Consider the following 16,289-nt stretch of genomic DNA (forward strand, 5'->3'; position numbering starts at 1 on the left):
AGATAAAATGGGGGAGAGGAAATTGGAACAGGCAATAAAGGATATTTTGCTGGAAGGTAGTTTTAATTTTCGAGATGTAGGTGGAATGATAACCGAGGATGGCCGTCATGTTAGAAGAGGTAAGCTTTTTCGTTCAGGAAATTTGAGCCTATTGACAGCAACAGGCATCGAAGTCTTGCAGGGGTTGGAAATTAAACATATCTGTGACCTGCGTGATCAGGATGAAATAACGAACCATCCAGATCCAGAAATCAATGGGATTAAATGGATTCATATTCCACTGATGAATGATGAAGCTGCGGTAAGGCAGGCTGGAGATATTATCAAATTTGAGGATAAGCTAATTAATAGTAAACCCGGTGAAATGCTACTGAATATGAACCGTGCAATGGTGGGGAAAACGGCAGCGTTTGAAAAGATATTTAGGATTTTATTGGATGAACCTGATAAAGCCCTTTTATTCCACTGCATGGCGGGAAAGGATAGAACTGGAGCTGTTGCTGCACTACTTCTAAGTGCACTTGGTGTTTCACGTCAATTAATCGAGGAGGATTATTTATATACGAATAATGCTCTAGAAATTATGGAAAAAAGTTTTGAGAAAATCGGTTACGCTTTCCCAGAGCATATTGATCGTGATGTCGTCATAGCGATGTACGAAGCTCGTGTTGCGTATATACGTGCATTTTTTGATGAGATAGAAGAGAAATATGGAAATGTGGAAAACTATTTAATAAATGGTGTAGGATTAGAAAAAGAAGAAATTCATCAGTTAAGAAATTCTTTATTAGAAAAGTAAGTTAAAAAAGGGTGAGCGCCCATAAAGGTTTGCTCACCCTTTCTTATGCATCAAGCTATTTTTCCAGCCATATAAGCCATAAATTAACAAGCCTATTACAAACCAGATTCCTGATGCAATTAATGTATGTGCTGATAACTGTGTCATTAGGAATAGACATAACAAAAAGGATACGATTGGAATGACCGGAAAGAACGGAACATGAAATCCCCCAGCTGGAATATTAGGGTCCTTTCGTAAAAAGATCACACCAAGCGATATGATGGAAAATGCCAGCAATGTCCCCATGTTAGCCATTTCGGTTAGCTTGGCTAAAGGTACGATACCCGCACAAAAGGCAATCAAAAAGGAAAAGATCCAAGTACTAAAGACTGGTGAGTTCCCCTTCGCATTTAATTGACTCATGCGTTTTGGGAGTAGTCGGTCACGTCCTAAAGCGAAAAGTAGTCTTGTCCCTCCATAAAGAAACACAAGAAGAACCGTCATCATTCCAGCTATAGCCCCGAGTGAAATAAATCCAGCAATCCAATTTTGATTGACTAGTCCCATAGCAAAACTAACTGGATCACTAACGTTTAATTTCGTATAGGATACCATTCCTGTTAATACTAGAGAAACGACAACATATAGACTAGTGCAAATAAACAATGAACCAATGATTCCAATAGGCATTGTCTTTTGGGGATTTTTCACCTCTTCTGCCGCTGAAGATACAGCATCAAATCCTAAGTACGCAAAGAATACAAGAGCTGCACCTGTAAACACGCCATCCCAACCAAATGGCAATAATGGTTGCCAATTATCATATTTAACATAAAATGCACCTACAACGATAAATAATACAATTACAGATAGTTTAATTAAGACCATTATCTTATTAAGACGATTCGATTCCTTTATACCAAAGGTTAATAGATAAGCTAATAGTAGTACGATAACTATCGCTGGAAGGTTAAGATATGTTCCCTCTGCTGGATTGAAGGGACCTGTTAGCGCATGGGGAATGGTAATATGCAATCCTTTTAATAAGGATACAAAATAAGCTGACCATCCAGTCGCAACAGAAGCGGCTGCAAGCCCGTACTCAAGTACTAGCGCCCATGCCACAATCCAAGCAACTAATTCACCAAACACGGTGTAGCTATACGTATAGGCACTACCTGTGACTGGTATGGAAGAAGCAAATTCGGAATAACACATTCCAGCAAAAGAGCAGACAATTGCTGCAATAATAAAAGAAAAAATAATACCAGGACCAGCATGTAATGCAGCAACAGTTCCCGGCAATATGAAAATACCGGTCCCAATAATTGCTCCTACTCCTAGCATGATGAGATCAAAAGGCCCTAACGTTCGACTAAGTCGGGTCCCTTTTTGCTGATGGATTAATTCATGGATGTCTTTCTTTCTCAATCGATTCACACTCTAACCTCTTTAATATTTTTATTTCTTAGTGTAATGCGTATCCTACGTTAATGCAATATGAAAAAAGTCATCTTTACCTATGCATGGGGTGGAAAGCTTCATAAGTAGAACATAAGGGTACTTTTTACTCATATTAGCAGTTACGGCTTGCAATTATGTTGAGACATGATAACCTAGTAGTGAAACTATCGTTTGCACTAGGGGAGTCTTCACGAAGACTGAGATTGAACCTCGGTTCTAGACCCTTTGAACCTGATCTAGTTAAAACTAGCGGAGGGAAGTGGATTATTAGGTTGAATGTTTATGGAACGTTACAACCCTCACTTCAGACCGTCTGAGTGGGGGTTTTTATTTTGCCCACTGGGTGGTTTGTATTCAATTCAGTAATTTCATAATTAGTAAATTCTACTAGGGGCGCTGCAAAGCTGAGAAGAACCCTTTGAACCTGAACTAGTTAAAACTAGCGGAGGGAAGTAGGCGAATAATGATCTATATTATTTCATTCTGCCACTTCCTTTATTAGGGGGTGGCTTTTCTATTCGATGGAGAAGGATCTTCGGGTGAGGAATACTAGGCAACGATTATTTCTAGCTATCAGCCTAAAGGAGGAATTGGGAATGAAAGTCATGACGACAACGAACTTTACAGACCGGTTGTATGCTAATGTTCAACCGATATGGGAAAAGAATCATAACCATCCATTTGTACAGGGAATTGGAAAAGGAACATTGGAACGAGACAAGTTCGTCCATTATTTAAAGCAAGACTATGTGTATTTAATCGATTATGCCAAGCTGTTTTCCGTAGGTGTTTTGAAAGCACAAGATCTAGAAACAATGGGCAGGTTTGCACAGGTATTACATGATACATTACATGTTGAAATGGAGCTTCATCGACAGTTTGCGGCTGAATTCGGTATCAGCAGTGAAGAGCTAGAAGCAACAAGACCAACACCAGTTAATATTGCATACACGAACTATATGTTGAATGTAGCACAAAATGGAAGTCTTGCTGAGGTGGTTGCTTGTCTGTTGCCATGCGCTTGGGATTACTGGGAGATTGGAAAATTATTAAGCAGGCAATATAGTGATCGGTTGTCACTCCATCCATATGCAAAGTGGATAGAGACATATAACTCAGATACATTTGCAGATGGGGCAAAATGGTTAATCGAGTTAATGGATGAGTTAGCGGCAGGGAAGCCTGAACGAGAGCTCGCTGTTTTAGAAAAACATTTTCAAATGACTTCTAAATATGAGTACTTATTTTGGGAGATGAACTACTACAAGCAAGACTGGCCAATTTAAATAGCTTGCTATTTAGACAGTTTAAACGACAGATTTTACAGGAGGGAAGCATTAGATGAATACAGCGCTAACCATAGCAGGATCGGATTCGGGTGGAGGTGCAGGCATCCAGGCAGACTTAAAAACATTTGCTGCTAATGGGGTGTTTGGCATGTCTGTCATAACAGCAGTAACAGCGCAAAACACAATGGAGGTTCGTTCCGTACAAGATATCCATTTATCGATTATTAAGGATCAAATCGATGCTGTTTTTGAGGATATTCCAGTGGATGCTGTGAAAATTGGAATGCTATCTTCAACAGCTACTGTAGCGTTGATTGCCGAAAATATGAAAAAATATAAACCATTCCATATCGTATTAGACCCAGTTATGGTATCAAAGGGAGGTAGTCATCTCCTGCAAAAAGAGGCTATTGAAGCATTAATCGAGAAATTGATTCCTTTAGCTTCTATTGTAACACCAAACATTCCAGAGGCAGAGGTTCTCACGGGACAGGTAATTGAGGGAGAAGAAGATATGATTGCAGCGAGTAAACAAATCGTTGGCCTTGGTGCAAAAGCGGTCCTCCTAAAAGGTGGGCATTTGCAGGGGGAACCAAATGATTTGTTTTATGATAGTGAAACTACTCTGTGGATTAAAGGGAAGCGAATTGAAACGAAAAACACCCATGGCACTGGTTGTACCCTATCCTCTGCAATAGCTGCAAATCTAGCAAAGGGAATGAGCCTCGAGGAGGCGATTCATAGAGGCAAGCAATATATCACTACTGCCATTCAATACAGTCTCTCCCTCGGTAGTGGACATGGGCCAGCAAACCACTTTTATGAACTCTATAAAAATGCTGGTTATCTTGGTATGGAATCAGAGGTGTCGAATCGATGAACAAAACGAACATAATACCATTATTTGCAAAGGTGAGAGAGAAGCAGCCATTGATTCACCATATAACAAATAATGTAACCATTAATGATTGTGCTAATGTAACGCTTGCTATTGGGGGTTCACCTGTTATGGCAACTGGAATCGAAGAGGTTGCGGATATGGCCCAACTAGCAGATGCATTAGTAATTAACTTTGGAACCATTGATAATACGATGTACCAGGCGATGATTCTAGCAGGTCAATCCGCTAATCGAAAAGGGATCCCGGTAATATTTGATCCTGTTGGTGTAGGTGCGACCCGCTTTCGAACCGAATTAGCGCGTGAATTTATTAAAAAGGTAAAAGTCACGATTGTACGTGGTAATGCTTCAGAAATTTTCAGTTTAGTCGGTGGAGATGCACAGACTCGTGGAGTAGATGCTGGCGAGGTATCTATTGCGAAAGAAAGCTTAGTCTTAAAAGCAGCCCAACAGTTTCATGCTGTTACTGTCATCAGTGGAAAAGAAGATGTAATATCTGATGGAAGTGATATCGTTACGGTTGAAAATGGGGATATTCTGCTGAGTAGAGTAACAGGGACAGGCTGCATGACTGCATCCTTAATCGCCTGCTTTGCTGGAGCAATCGATAATCAGTTTTTTGCTGCAGTAGCAGGTATGTCCGTTATGAGTCTTGCTGGAGAGCTTGCCAGGGAACAATTGGAAGGCCATGAGGGTCTTGGTACATTTCGTGTAAAACTGATGGATGAAATAACGAATATGAGTGGAGAAAAATGGGAAGCGGGGGCACGATTAAAATGAAACGAGACTATACATTATATTTGGTAACCGAAGAATCTGTACCAGAAGACAGACTGCTGCATATCGTGGAGGCTGCAATCAAGGGTGGAGTCACCATGGTTCAGCTCAGGGAAAAAAGTACTTCTAGTAAGCTATTTTTTCAGAAGGCGATTCGTTTAAGAGAATTAACAAGGCGTTATGACGTTCCGCTCATCATCAATGATCGAGTAGATATCGCCTTAGCTGTGGAAGCGGATGGGGTTCATATTGGGCAAAGTGACCTGCCACTGGCAGCGGTGCGACGTCTCGTTCCTTCTTCTATGCTGGTCGGTGTGTCAGTATCGACCGTGGAACAAGCAAAGACTGCTCAGCATCATGGGGCAGATTATATCGGGGTAGGAGCAGTATTCCCTACACAATCAAAGAAAGATGCGAAGGTACTCCCACCAGGAATGCTTGAACAAATTATTGATTCTGTCACTATTCCGATTGTTGCAATTGGCGGTATTAAAATTGAAAACCTAGCAGCGTTAAGTCAACTAGATATTACGAGTATCGCTGTAGTATCAGGGATTATGCAAGCAGATGAACCTTATCATGCTGCAAGGTCATTTATGGAAGGAATGCGTAATCGATAAATTCTAAGGTGTATTCTATTGGAGGTCTCTTCTAATCGCAGGAGACTTCTTTTTTTGCAATGAAAAAAGTATGTTTTAGCGGACAAATAATGGTTGTATTGTATGAAGTAATGAAATATAGTACAAATAGACAGTGAATCCCTTGATTTATCTTGCTCGAGGGTTTACAGACAGCTTAGTAGAATGAATCAAAAAGGAGTCTTTAACAATGAAAATACGTGTATCAGCGGTTCAATACCACTTAGAGAAGATAAATAGCTTTGGTGATTTTGCTTCCCAGGTTACTCACTATGTTCGAACTGCTTCAGAATATGATTCAGAATTTGTCCTCTTCCCGGAGTTTTTTACAACGCAGCTGCTATCAATCTCTGAAGGTACAACAAGCCGAGTTGACGACTTACCTTCTTTTACAGATCAATATATAGGATTATTTTCCGGACTTGCCAAAGAAACAGGCATGCATATTATTGGAGGAACACATGTCGTAAGAAAAGGAGATAATCTATATAATACAGCATTTCTCTTCTATCCAGATGGACGAGTGGAGGAACAAGCGAAGCTTCATATGACACCTACGGAGAAACATGACTGGAATATTACACCTGGAGATTCCATTCGAGTTTTTGAAACAAATAAAGGAAAAATTGCTTTGTTAACCTGTTACGATATGGAGTTCCCAGAGATAGTGCGTAAGGTTCGTGGTATGGGAGCTGACGTTATCTTTGCCCCATCCTGTACAGATGATTTACATGGATTTCACCGTGTCCGTTATACGAGTCATGCAAGAACTATTGAAAACCAAGTGTATGTTGTCACTACTGGTACAGTAGGGGCATTACGAAATGTTGATTTTATGCGTGCTAATTATGGACAGGCAGCAATCATAACACCGAATGATATACCATTTCCGAAAAATGGTGTCATGATGGAAGGCGAATTCAATCATGATATGCTAATCACTGCGGACTTAGATCTTTCACTCTTACATGAAGTACGAGAAAAAGGATCGGTAACAACATGGAATGATAGACGTCTAGACTTATATCCCGATCTTAGTAAATAAGAAGGGGCTGTAGCCTGATGCTTTATCGAAAGCAGGTCTATTTAAAGAATGGTCAAGGATTTGCTCCGGTAGTCGTTAGAAATTATACACAGCAGGATTTCGACGAGCTTATTCAAATTCAGCGGGAGAGCTTTCCACCACCATTTCCTTCTGACCTCTGGTGGAATATGGAACAGCTAGAGAACCATGTGACACTTTTCCCGGAAGGCGCGTTATGTGTAGAAGTGAATGGCGTACTTGCAGGATCGATGACGGGACTAATCGTTCACTTTGACAAGGAAGAATCCTCCCATACATGGCAAGAGATGACAGATGATGGCTATATTCGGAATCATAGTCCAGATGGCAATACACTTTATGTAGTGGATATCTGCATTCGTCCAGCCTATCGTAACCTGGCTCTGGGGAAGCTACTCATGCAATCGATGTATGAGGTAGTTGTTCAGCTAGGGCTAGAACGTTTAGTAGGAGGAGGACGAATGCCTGGCTTTCATAGACATGCAAATCGGTTGACTCCTCAGGAATATTTAGAGGAAGTGTTGCGTGGTCAATTACAGGATCCAGTTATTACGTTCTTATTGCATGCTGGTCGTACCCCGATTCGTATTCTTGAAAACTATCTAGAGGATGAGCAATCCTTGCATCATGCAGTCTTAATGGAATGGGTAAATCCATTTATGACGAGATTGCTAGAAATATAGGAGGGAGGAACAATGGAACCTTTTATACATGGAGTCATTCTAGCATTTGGTTTAATCCTTCCCCTTGGGGTACAGAATGTGTTTGTTTTCAACCAGGGTGCCACACACTCAAGGTTCTTTCAAGCTCTCCCCGCCGTTATTACGGCAGCAATCTGTGATACCATGTTGATTGCCCTTGCAGTTGGCGGGGTTTCTGTTGTAGTCCTTAGTTTTGCAGGATTAAGACAGGTATTGTTTTTTGCCGGCTTTTTCTTTTTGCTCTATATGGGATGGGTTATGTGGAAAAGTAACCCTGTTAAGGAAAAGAACACCCAGCAATTTTCAACGAAACGCCAAATAACATTTGCTCTATCTGTATCTTTATTAAACCCACATGCAATTCTAGATACAATTGGTGTAATTGGAACAGGCTCACTTGTTTATGATGGGCTTGAGAAGCTGGTTTTTGCACTGGCATGTATTCTGATCTCCTGGCTATGGTTTATTGGACTTGCACTTACGGGAAGAATAGTTGGTCGATATGATCAAAATGGCGTATTTTTAAAGCGATTAAATCAGTTGTCTGCTGTAATTATTTGGGTGATGGCGGTATATATTGGATATCAATTTTTGAATGGTATTAGCTAAAGGTAGTCCTTGTTATAATAAGTAATTAAGTTTTTGAGAAAGAGATAATAGTATAAATAGGAAGTGTTCAATCACTTAGGGTTTTGCACCTCCTAATACTGACTTGTTTTCAACCTCTGTAATGACACAGCGATAGTACTTATGCAAATGTACTTCATTAATACCAAGCCATTTCTGATATGTCGTGAAACCGTTATTTTACCAGTACTTCTTTTTGGGTAATAAGATAATTTACAACTAACGGGTGTACAACGGTAATATTCGGTATCAATAAACTGATATGCTGTAAATAACTTAATTGTTTTAATGTTGATCTGCAAAAATCCACCAAAATAAGGTACTAAAGATCCCTAACAAACTGGTAATAATAATGATGAATAAACTATTGAAACTTAGAACACCATCACCCTCTGTTAAACCACTAAATATTGCTGGGATAGCCCATGGAAAATAATCACCAAAGCCAGTAACAGCAACAATTTGGGAGAGAACAACTGTAAGAATAACAAAGCCTAACGGAGCTAAATATCCGCCACCGTAACTTGCGATGAATGCGACAGGAGTAGATAAAGATATTGTTATAAAGGTGACGACTAGCAGTATAGAAAGACCATGTACGAAGATAGCTGAAGACCATTGTGGGAGGCCAATTATCCAGCCTATTATAATACCAAGGGTCACAACATAAGCACTTAGTAAGATATTTGTTATAAAAGATACAATAAATTTGGCAATCACAATAACGCCTCTTGAATAAGGAAGTGCTAAGAGATCCTTTGCCGTGCGGTCAGCATATTCTCTTCCAAATATCCAGCTTGTGACAAATCCAAAGACGAGAATCCCACCTACTGCAATAATTTGCGCGTGTAATCGTAAATACGATGCCCAATCTGCTTCTCCAGCAAATTGTGTTTTTGCTCTTAGTAATCCTGAGCTATTAGCAAACTCTGGATTTATTAATACAATCATAAAAAAACCAGCCATTAACGGAGCAATTGTAAAAACTACTGCTGTTATCCGAATGACTTTTGATTTTCGAACCTTGAGCCATTCAGCTTGTAATGCAGGAAAAAAATAGCTCATTTCAACATTTCTCCTTTCTCTCTGATAATTCTTAGAAAATAGGATTCCAAGTCCTCCTCTTCCACTATTAATTTAGTTGGAGGAAAGCTTTGGTAAACTAGTAAACGAGATATTTCTTCTGGATGTTCTATGGCTTTCTTGTTATAGGTCTCAATTAGTCCGTCCTTATTTATCCATGAAGGATATCCAGCAGATGACAGTTTAGACGCAGCTGATTTGTTATCAAAAGAGTCAATTATTAGACGTTGGTTAAGCAGTTTGTTTAATTGGATTGACTCTATTTCTTGTAACAGCTGTCCCTCATGAATGATTCCTATTTTTGTAGCAACTTTAGCAACTTCACTAAGGAGATGACTTGAAATTAAGATGGTTACGCCCTGATTAAATGCTAAGTCCTGAAGTAATTCTCTTATTTCTACAATCCCTGCAGGATCCAGTCCATTTACAGGCTCATCTAAAATTAATATTTCTGGCTTATGTAGAATGGACTTAGCAATCCCTAAACGTTGAGCATTCCCTAAGGAAAGATCTTTCGCTTTTTTCCGTGCGTATTGTGTTAAATTTAGAAGGTTCATCACATTCAAAACAGCATCGGGACTCGAAACCATTCTAAGGCGGCGATAAACCTCAAGATTCTCCTCCACCGTTAGTTCAGGATAGGAATAAGGCGTTTCAACCATGTATCCTACTTTTTCCCAGATATTATAATTTTTATGATTGACCTTTTTTCCATTTATATAGCTAGTTCCTTGAGTAGGTCGAATCATACCGAGTAACATTCTTATCGTTGTCGTTTTTCCCGCTCCATTTAAACCAATAAAACCATAAATTTCTCCTTTATTTATACTTAATGAAACATTTTTAACTGCGTCAAAACCTTTATAAATTTTGGTTAGCTTATTTGTTTGAATAACTTGAAGCATGTTCAATCCTCCTCAATGAGCCCATCAACAATAAGATCAATAAGCAGCTCGAGAGTGTCATGATATACGGCTTCACCAATTTCCTTTTCATGAAGTGTGAGTACAAACAAGGATCGAAGTACACCAGCAATAATGGCAGGGTCTTCCTTCACTTGTATCCCTAAAGCCCTCCATTTTTCAATTAAAGCTAAAATGGCATCATTATCTTTGGCGAAATGTTTTTCTAGTAACTCTGGAGATAGTCTTTTAAGCATTTCCTCCATATTACTTCCAAAATACAATTCACGTATAAGTGGATTTGTTTCGATCGCATTAATAAATTTTCGAAGGATGCCTTTAATTATTTTCTTTGGCTGATCTTCGTTGCTAACCTTAAGATTAACAAATTGTTCCCTTATCTTTTCTTCTTCCATTTCTAGGATTGCGAAATATAATTCTTCTTTTGAACTAAAAAACTTATAAAAAGTCCCTTGAGCAATACCAACATTTTGAGTAATTTCATGAATGCTCGTTTTTTGAAACCCCATTTTGCTGAAAAGGATCCGTCCCTGCTCGATAAGAGAATTGGTAATGACTTGCTTTTCATGTTCATTAAATCCCCTAGACATTCAAACACCCCTTTATGTGAATATATGAATAAAAATATTTTATATTCACATAGATTATATACCATTCTTATAATTTTTCAAATAATAACAAATAATTAAATTTCGGGTAGCCACAGATTTGATTAATAGATTTCCCCACGAATTGGAACCTCCATTAGAAACGCAGACTATTTAGATTATATAGATAGTGAGAATGCAAGATTGAGCACAAATTACGTAGAAGAATGAATAAATGCCTTGTTAAACTGGGCGTGATGGGTAACCAAAGTAATTTTTGTAGGTGACATTGTTCTTTTAGAAAAAATATTTCTGGGAAAATACATTAGAAAGATAAGAAGCTGCTGGTGAAATTTAGTGAAAACCACTATCCTAGCAAATAATGTTATGGTATAATTAGAACATATGTTCCTGTTAGGGGTGCTGATTATGCTAAACTGTAGGAATAATGCTTTAGACATCAAGCTTGCAGTGCAGTCGAATACGAATGAAGTACTGGCATTTTTTGATGAGAACATAGACATGGATAGTGGTACGATCTACAATCGAGAATTTGTTTGTCCTGATGGAGTGAAAGCGGCTATTAGGAGAAACCAGATGTTAATCGCCATAAAAGATGATAATTTAGTAGGCGCTCTTCGATTTTATAAGAAAAAGACAGACAATAGTGTATCACTTTATCAATTTGCGATATGTAAAACCCATAGAAATCGAGGATTATTAAAGGACATGCTTTCCTATATAAATGCAGGTCCTGTGCGTGCTACATGTCCTAAGCATTCATCAATAAATCACTATTTTAGTAAAACAGGATGGACATTGCACGAAACAAAAGGAGAATTAAACTCATGGCAATTTCAAAATGGCAACTAAAGGGGGATATTTAATGACTTCAAGCAGCAAAGGAAAAATTAAATTCATACAAGCAGTATCTCTTTTCACCCCAAATTTGGACTTCTCTGTTGATTTTTATAAAAATACTTTCGGTGCAGCTGAATTGTTCCGTTCTCAACAAACAAATGGCTCAAATATGGTAGGGCTATCATTTGCTGATGGAAACACGGAGTTTGTTTTACATGATAGTGAAGAATGGAAGGAACCAGATATTGAGGTTTTAGTAGAAGATGTGAGAGACTTCTATAATACGCATAAGGAAAATGAAAATATTCATTGGATTCAACCACCAATTGAAAAACCATATGGAGGACATCTTGCAGTTATGCGTACAATAGCAGATGATATTGTATTAATAATTGTTGGACCATAGAAGTGTTATGAAATACATATTTTATGTTTCTCGGGACTGATAGCTGAACACCTAAAAAGAAATGTTGTTATTTTACTATAAGGGGCGTTACCGAGTAGTTGTTTAGTTGTTATGCTCCAACTAAAATGAAAATTCCACAGTTTATTTTTTGAATAAATAGCAGGTTAGTGGATTAAGGTTTGTTATAAAATTATTTAATGAAAGGCTGTGTTAAAGGTAAATGTTGATAATTGATACCTTCATGATTCCGTTATAACTTTAAAATAAGAGCATATATTCGGGTAGGTTATAAGGATGGACAAGGCGTTTAGCAATTTATTGAAACACATTGGTAAATTAGATCTTACAAAAAGAACAAGTCTATCAATGGGTAAAACGCTATATCGATCCTGCCTCCTCCGTTGGCGGACGTTTAATCAATGAAATGAGGGAAACTCGCTATAAAGACGGGTTCGAGTGCCCCCACTGTAATTCTCAGCACGTTGTTCGATTTGGAAAGTACAATGGTCGTCAACGCTATCGTTGTAAATCTTGCAGTAAAACTTTTACAGACACAACCAATACCGTTTTGTTCCGCACTCGTAAAGGGAACGAATGGATTACATTTGTTGATTGTATGTTCAAAGGCTATTCCCTACGAAAATCAGCTGAAATCGTAGGAGTTACTTGGGTTACGCTTTTTTATTGGAGAAACAAGCTCTTGAATGCGCTTAAACAAATCGATTTTGAACAATTTGAGGGTATTGTTGAGGTTGATGATACCTATTTCCTATACTCTCAAAAAGGTCCTCTGTTGTATAATATTAATTTTTTCGAACATAATTTTACTAATTTACATTTATTCTAGACAATCGCAAACTGTCATACGTGTCGGTCATTTCAAAGACAAATGATGATAATAGAAAATCTTTAATATTATGCTTTGTGTTTTCGTTATTGCGGCTATCAACAAACAAAAACCAGGCTAGAAGAATTAAAGGTGTTTCGGGAGGTGCTTTTATGATTAATAGAAACGAAATTTTTGCCTATGTAAAGGAAAAGTTCGATTCAGAGCCAGACTATCCTTGGCTTAAGTTTCCAAATTATGCGGTATTAAGACATAATGGGAATGGCAAGTGGTATGGACTAATAATGAATGTACCAAGAATCAAATTAGGTTTATCAGGGGAAGGTAGTATCGATATAATTAACCTGAAGTGCGACCCAGGATTTAATAGCTTACTAAGGAATGAACAAGGGATTTTGCCCGCATACCATATGAATAAGGAGCATTGGATTACAATTGTTTTGGATAGTCTTTTTCCTAAAGAAGAAATCTACAATTTAATTAATTGGAGTTACGATTTAACAAAATAAAATTTGCTTAAGAGGTGCATCGTTTAGATACACCTCTTATTTTGATAAAAATATCAATAATAAACATTAACAGAGCCTAATGAAAAAAATCCTTCCCTTTATGTAAGAAGGATTTTTTGTTATTCAATACTTTCATTAATTGTAATAGCCTTGTTTGCTTCCTGACTTGGTTCTCCATGCCCTGGTCCAAATAAGTTTAATATGACCACTCCGACTATAATTAATGTTATTCCGGCAATACTAGCCGCATTAATTTTCTCTTTCCAAATTAAAACGGAAATAATGGTCGTAGCAATAATCCCAATTCCAGACCATATCGCATATGCAGTATTTAATGGAATTGTTTTCAAGGATAATGATAAAAAGAAGAAACATCCAACAAATGCTATAATTACACCAATGGTAGGAAAAGGCTTTGAAAACCCTTCAGATGCTTTTAATAAAGAAGAACCAATAAGTTCCCCAACGATTGCAAGTGCTAAAAATAAATAAGGCATTATTATACTTCCTCCAGAATCATGATGATTCGTTCATTTTAAAGGTTTCACCTAAATAACGTCACTAACTAACTTTATAATATCCTTTAGGAAAATTGCAATCACCAACCATTAGTATGTACAGAATTCTACTTAAGGTGAGTGAAGTTGCTAAGAAAATAGTAGTTATCCGACGGTTGTGCTTTCTTCATTGGGTGGGGTATTATGTTGTTCACATGGTACTACTGATGGATCTATAGTTCTATAAAAGGAAGAAGCTTTATGAAATCTTGGGATTATAAGTAAACAATCATTGTCGATCAAAATGAAGAATTTATTATGGTGTAAATGGTGTAGTATACTTCAATAAGATTCATGGTAAAATCGAGAAGTATAGAAGTTTTAAAGAGCCAATAAATAGCCAAATAGATTAGGTAAGGAAGTGCAAATATTATGGATTTCGAAACAGTGATGCAGGAGCTCGAAGCTCTCGGCAAGGAACGAACAAAAAAGATTTACATGTCTAATGGCGCCCACGAGCCGCTCTTTGGCGTGGCTACAGGTGCTATGAAGCCGATGGCAAAGAAAATTAAAATAAATCAACCATTAGCTGAAGAGCTTTATGCAACTGGTAATTACGACGCCATGTATTTTGCAGGCATTATAGCAGACCCCAAAGCCATGACAGCATCAGATTTTGATTGTTGGATGGATGATGCTTATTTTTATATGCTTTCTGATTATGTAGTGGCAGTAACCTTATCAGAGTCAGATATTGCACAAGAGGTCGCTGATCAATGGATTGCAAGCGGTGATGAACTTAGAATGTCAGCAGGCTGGAGCTGCTATTGCTGGCTGTTAGGAAATCGAAAAGACAATGCGTTTTCAGAAAGTAAGATTTCCAGTATGCTTGATATGGTGAAAAATACGATACATGATTCACCAGAACGGACCAAATCCTCGATGAACAATTTTATATATACTGTAGGAATTTCCTATTTACCGGGTCATGAAAAGGCAGTAGAGACGGCAAAGGAAGTCGGTATAGTAGAAGTAAAACGGGAAAATAAAAAGAGCAGTTTCCTAAACGCCCTCGAGAATATCCAAAAAGAAATAGATAGAGGCAGGCTTGGTTTCAAACGGAAATATGTAAGATGTTAAAACGGATTATCGATAAGAATTAAGTCCACTTGGTTGAAGTAAAGGGAGAAGTGCTGCTTCTCCCTATGAACTTTCACTGAATAGTTTAAAGGGAGCTTCTAATAGACACTAAACTCGGATTTTGCAGAACTCAGTCTATTAGAACCCATCTAATAGACACTAAATCTGGATATAGCTGAGTTTAGTCTAATAGACCGCTTCTAATAGACACTAAACCCGGATATCGCTGATTTTAGTCTAATAGAGCACTTCTAATAGACACTAAACCCGGATATCGCTGATTTTAGTCTAATAGAGCACTTCTAATAGACACTAAACCTGTATATAGCTGAGTTTAGTCTAATAGAGCACTTCTAATAGACACTCTACCCGGATTTTGCAGAACTCAGTCTATTAGAACTCACCTAATAGACACTAAACCTGTATATAGCTGAGTTTAGTCTAATAGACCACTTCTAATAGACACTCTACCCGGATTTTGCAGAACTTAGTCTATTAGAACTCATCTAATAGACACTAAATCTGGATATAGCTGATTTTAGTCTAATAGAGCACTTCTAATAGACACTAAACCCGGATTTTGCAGAACTCAGTCTATTAGAACTCACCTAATAGACACTAAATCTGGATATAGCTGATTTTAGTCTAATAGAGCACTTCTAATAGACACTAAACCTGGATATCGCTGATTTTAGTCTAATAGACCGCTTCTAAAAGACACTCTACCCGGATTTTGCAGAACTCAGTCTGTTAGAACTCACCTAATAGACACTAAACCTGGATATAGCTGAGTTTAGTCTAATAGAGCACTTCTAAAAGACAGTTCCCCTAAATATTGAAGAACTCAGTCTATTAAGACGCATCTAATAAACACATAACCTAGATTTAGTTGGATTCTAGTCTAATAGACACTTCTAATAGACACCCAACCCAGATTCTGCTGAAACCAATACTAATAGACCACTTCTAATAAAAATCCTCCTCACCTATCATAATACCAGCCAATATTAATCGTTTAATCAAACCTTGCTATCTACAACAGTGCTATTCAGTCGAGAAAAATAATTATTTCAATAATTCTGATGAATCCAATGGAGGTTAATGTTAAGATTGGTGTAGGTATTAAATAAGAAGTGTAATTTATCATAAACCATAAATGATTATTAACATAAAAAAGGGACAGTGGGTTGATTAAA

The 16,289-nt window shown here is 37.8% G+C and carries 17 protein-coding genes, 2 pseudogenes and 2 riboswitches; of the genes and pseudogenes, 13 read left to right on the forward strand and 6 right to left on the reverse strand.

Annotated features, from left to right (window positions below):
• Positions 1–22 precede the first annotated feature (22 nt).
• Positions 23–799 carry a tyrosine-protein phosphatase gene (locus KI338_RS05915; protein WP_212920088.1) on the forward strand — a complete coding sequence of 259 codons (777 nt, stop codon included), beginning with the start codon at positions 23–25 and terminating at the stop codon, positions 797–799.
• Positions 800–832: 33 nt separating this feature from the next.
• Here the strand turns inward: KI338_RS05915 and KI338_RS05920 are convergent, their stop codons facing one another.
• Positions 833–2,221: an APC family permease gene (locus tag KI338_RS05920; protein ID WP_212920089.1), complete on the reverse strand. Its 1,389-nt coding sequence runs from the start codon at positions 2,219–2,221 to the stop codon at positions 833–835.
• A 192-nt stretch (positions 2,222–2,413) separates the two neighbouring features.
• Positions 2,414–2,520: riboswitch (TPP riboswitch) on the forward strand.
• A 104-nt stretch (positions 2,521–2,624) separates the two neighbouring features.
• A riboswitch (TPP riboswitch) is annotated at positions 2,625–2,713 on the forward strand.
• Between the two features lie 128 nt (positions 2,714–2,841).
• On the opposite strand from KI338_RS05920, the gene tenA reads away from it, so the two are divergent.
• The 7 genes from tenA (at position 2,842) to KI338_RS05955 (ending at position 8,222) form a co-directional block, all read left to right on the forward strand.
• Positions 2,842–3,531 carry a thiaminase II gene (gene tenA, locus KI338_RS05925; protein WP_212920090.1) on the forward strand — a complete coding sequence of 230 codons (690 nt, stop codon included), beginning with the start codon at positions 2,842–2,844 and terminating at the stop codon, positions 3,529–3,531.
• Between the two features lie 55 nt (positions 3,532–3,586).
• The gene (gene thiD / locus KI338_RS05930) at positions 3,587–4,414 is read left to right on the forward strand and encodes a bifunctional hydroxymethylpyrimidine kinase/phosphomethylpyrimidine kinase (protein WP_212920091.1); all 828 of its coding nucleotides are present in this window, start codon (positions 3,587–3,589) and stop codon (positions 4,412–4,414) included.
• Entirely contained in the window at positions 4,411–5,214 is an 804-nt protein-coding gene (gene thiM / locus KI338_RS05935) for a hydroxyethylthiazole kinase (RefSeq protein ID WP_212920092.1), read from the forward strand. Before thiD ends, thiM begins: the two co-directional genes overlap by 4 nt.
• The gene (gene thiE, locus KI338_RS05940) at positions 5,211–5,831 is read left to right on the forward strand and encodes a thiamine phosphate synthase (RefSeq protein WP_212920093.1); all 621 of its coding nucleotides are present in this window, start codon (positions 5,211–5,213) and stop codon (positions 5,829–5,831) included. The genes thiM and thiE overlap by 4 nt, the downstream gene beginning before the upstream one ends.
• A gap of 208 nt (positions 5,832–6,039) precedes the next feature.
• Positions 6,040–6,894 (forward strand): carbon-nitrogen hydrolase family protein, encoded by an 855-nt coding sequence (locus KI338_RS05945; protein WP_212920094.1) that lies wholly within the window; start codon positions 6,040–6,042, stop codon positions 6,892–6,894.
• Between the two features lie 17 nt (positions 6,895–6,911).
• On the forward strand, positions 6,912–7,595 hold the full coding sequence (locus KI338_RS05950) for a GNAT family N-acetyltransferase (RefSeq protein ID WP_212920095.1): 684 nt from the start codon (positions 6,912–6,914) through the stop codon (positions 7,593–7,595).
• A 12-nt stretch (positions 7,596–7,607) separates the two neighbouring features.
• Positions 7,608–8,222, forward strand: coding sequence for a LysE/ArgO family amino acid transporter (locus KI338_RS05955; protein WP_212920096.1), 615 nt, complete (start codon positions 7,608–7,610; stop codon positions 8,220–8,222).
• Positions 8,223–8,525: 303 nt separating this feature from the next.
• On the opposite strand, the gene KI338_RS05960 is transcribed toward KI338_RS05955, so the two are convergent.
• From KI338_RS05960 to KI338_RS05970, 3 genes are read right to left on the reverse strand one after another with little or no spacing between them, the layout of a single operon-like run.
• Positions 8,526–9,305: an ABC transporter permease gene (locus KI338_RS05960; protein WP_212920097.1), complete on the reverse strand. Its 780-nt coding sequence runs from the start codon at positions 9,303–9,305 to the stop codon at positions 8,526–8,528.
• Positions 9,302–10,228 (reverse strand): ABC transporter ATP-binding protein, encoded by a 927-nt coding sequence (locus KI338_RS05965; RefSeq protein ID WP_212920098.1) that lies wholly within the window; start codon positions 10,226–10,228, stop codon positions 9,302–9,304. The genes KI338_RS05960 and KI338_RS05965 overlap by 4 nt, the downstream gene beginning before the upstream one ends.
• 2 nt (positions 10,229–10,230) lie before the next feature.
• Positions 10,231–10,836 carry a TetR/AcrR family transcriptional regulator gene (locus KI338_RS05970; protein WP_212920099.1) on the reverse strand — a complete coding sequence of 202 codons (606 nt, stop codon included), beginning with the start codon at positions 10,834–10,836 and terminating at the stop codon, positions 10,231–10,233.
• A 426-nt stretch (positions 10,837–11,262) separates the two neighbouring features.
• Here KI338_RS05970 and KI338_RS05975 point away from each other — a divergent pair, with 426 nt between their 5' ends.
• The 3 genes and pseudogenes from KI338_RS05975 to KI338_RS05985 form a co-directional block, all read left to right on the forward strand.
• Positions 11,263–11,706: an N-acetyltransferase gene (locus tag KI338_RS05975; RefSeq protein ID WP_212920100.1), complete on the forward strand. Its 444-nt coding sequence runs from the start codon at positions 11,263–11,265 to the stop codon at positions 11,704–11,706.
• 13 nt (positions 11,707–11,719) lie between these two features.
• On the forward strand, positions 11,720–12,100 hold the full coding sequence (locus KI338_RS05980) for a VOC family protein (protein WP_212920101.1): 381 nt from the start codon (positions 11,720–11,722) through the stop codon (positions 12,098–12,100).
• A gap of 294 nt (positions 12,101–12,394) precedes the next feature.
• Positions 12,395–12,887: pseudogene (locus KI338_RS05985) on the forward strand (transposase); the annotation flags it as partial.
• A gap of 40 nt (positions 12,888–12,927) precedes the next feature.
• Here KI338_RS05985 and KI338_RS05990 read toward each other — a convergent pair.
• Positions 12,928–13,068 (reverse strand): annotated as a pseudogene (locus KI338_RS05990) (IS1595 family transposase); the annotation flags it as partial.
• Between the two features lie 31 nt (positions 13,069–13,099).
• Between KI338_RS05990 and KI338_RS05995 the strand changes: the two are divergent.
• Complete coding sequence (locus KI338_RS05995) at positions 13,100–13,456, forward strand: MmcQ/YjbR family DNA-binding protein (RefSeq protein WP_212920102.1); 357 nt, start codon at positions 13,100–13,102, stop codon at positions 13,454–13,456.
• Positions 13,457–13,575: 119 nt separating this feature from the next.
• On the opposite strand, the gene qacH is transcribed toward KI338_RS05995, so the two are convergent.
• The gene (gene qacH / locus KI338_RS06000; RefSeq protein ID WP_212920103.1) at positions 13,576–13,953 is read right to left on the reverse strand and encodes a quaternary ammonium compound efflux SMR transporter QacH; all 378 of its coding nucleotides are present in this window, start codon (positions 13,951–13,953) and stop codon (positions 13,576–13,578) included.
• A gap of 432 nt (positions 13,954–14,385) precedes the next feature.
• On the opposite strand from qacH, the gene KI338_RS06005 reads away from it, so the two are divergent.
• Positions 14,386–15,093, forward strand: coding sequence for a DNA alkylation repair protein (locus KI338_RS06005; RefSeq protein WP_212920104.1), 708 nt, complete (start codon positions 14,386–14,388; stop codon positions 15,091–15,093).
• Positions 15,094–16,289: the final 1,196 nt, after the last annotated feature.

The sequence above is a fragment of the Ornithinibacillus bavariensis genome (genome assembly GCF_018333235.1).
In the GTDB taxonomy this organism is placed as follows: domain Bacteria; phylum Bacillota; class Bacilli; order Bacillales; family Amphibacillaceae; genus Ornithinibacillus; species Ornithinibacillus bavariensis.

Excerpts from the sequence above, each read along its gene's own strand:
- KI338_RS05995 (WP_212920102.1), top strand. The coding sequence starts at position 13,100 with ATGATTAATAGAAACGAAATTTTTGCCTATGTAAAGGAAAAGTTCGAT.
- KI338_RS05960 (WP_212920097.1), bottom strand. The coding sequence starts at position 9,305 with ATGAGCTATTTTTTTCCTGCATTACAAGCTGAATGGCTCAAGGTTCGA.
- thiM (WP_212920092.1), top strand. The coding sequence starts at position 4,411 with ATGAACAAAACGAACATAATACCATTATTTGCAAAGGTGAGAGAGAAG.
- qacH (WP_212920103.1), bottom strand. The coding sequence starts at position 13,953 with ATGCCTTATTTATTTTTAGCACTTGCAATCGTTGGGGAACTTATTGGT.
- tenA (WP_212920090.1), top strand. The coding sequence starts at position 2,842 with ATGAAAGTCATGACGACAACGAACTTTACAGACCGGTTGTATGCTAAT.
- KI338_RS05945 (WP_212920094.1), top strand. The coding sequence starts at position 6,040 with ATGAAAATACGTGTATCAGCGGTTCAATACCACTTAGAGAAGATAAAT.
- KI338_RS06005 (WP_212920104.1), top strand. The coding sequence starts at position 14,386 with ATGGATTTCGAAACAGTGATGCAGGAGCTCGAAGCTCTCGGCAAGGAA.
- KI338_RS05975 (WP_212920100.1), top strand. The coding sequence starts at position 11,263 with ATGCTAAACTGTAGGAATAATGCTTTAGACATCAAGCTTGCAGTGCAG.
- KI338_RS05965 (WP_212920098.1), bottom strand. The coding sequence starts at position 10,228 with ATGCTTCAAGTTATTCAAACAAATAAGCTAACCAAAATTTATAAAGGT.
- KI338_RS05980 (WP_212920101.1), top strand. The coding sequence starts at position 11,720 with ATGACTTCAAGCAGCAAAGGAAAAATTAAATTCATACAAGCAGTATCT.
- KI338_RS05950 (WP_212920095.1), top strand. The coding sequence starts at position 6,912 with ATGCTTTATCGAAAGCAGGTCTATTTAAAGAATGGTCAAGGATTTGCT.
- KI338_RS05955 (WP_212920096.1), top strand. The coding sequence starts at position 7,608 with ATGGAACCTTTTATACATGGAGTCATTCTAGCATTTGGTTTAATCCTT.
- thiD (WP_212920091.1), top strand. The coding sequence starts at position 3,587 with ATGAATACAGCGCTAACCATAGCAGGATCGGATTCGGGTGGAGGTGCA.
- KI338_RS05970 (WP_212920099.1), bottom strand. The coding sequence starts at position 10,836 with ATGTCTAGGGGATTTAATGAACATGAAAAGCAAGTCATTACCAATTCT.
- thiE (WP_212920093.1), top strand. The coding sequence starts at position 5,211 with ATGAAACGAGACTATACATTATATTTGGTAACCGAAGAATCTGTACCA.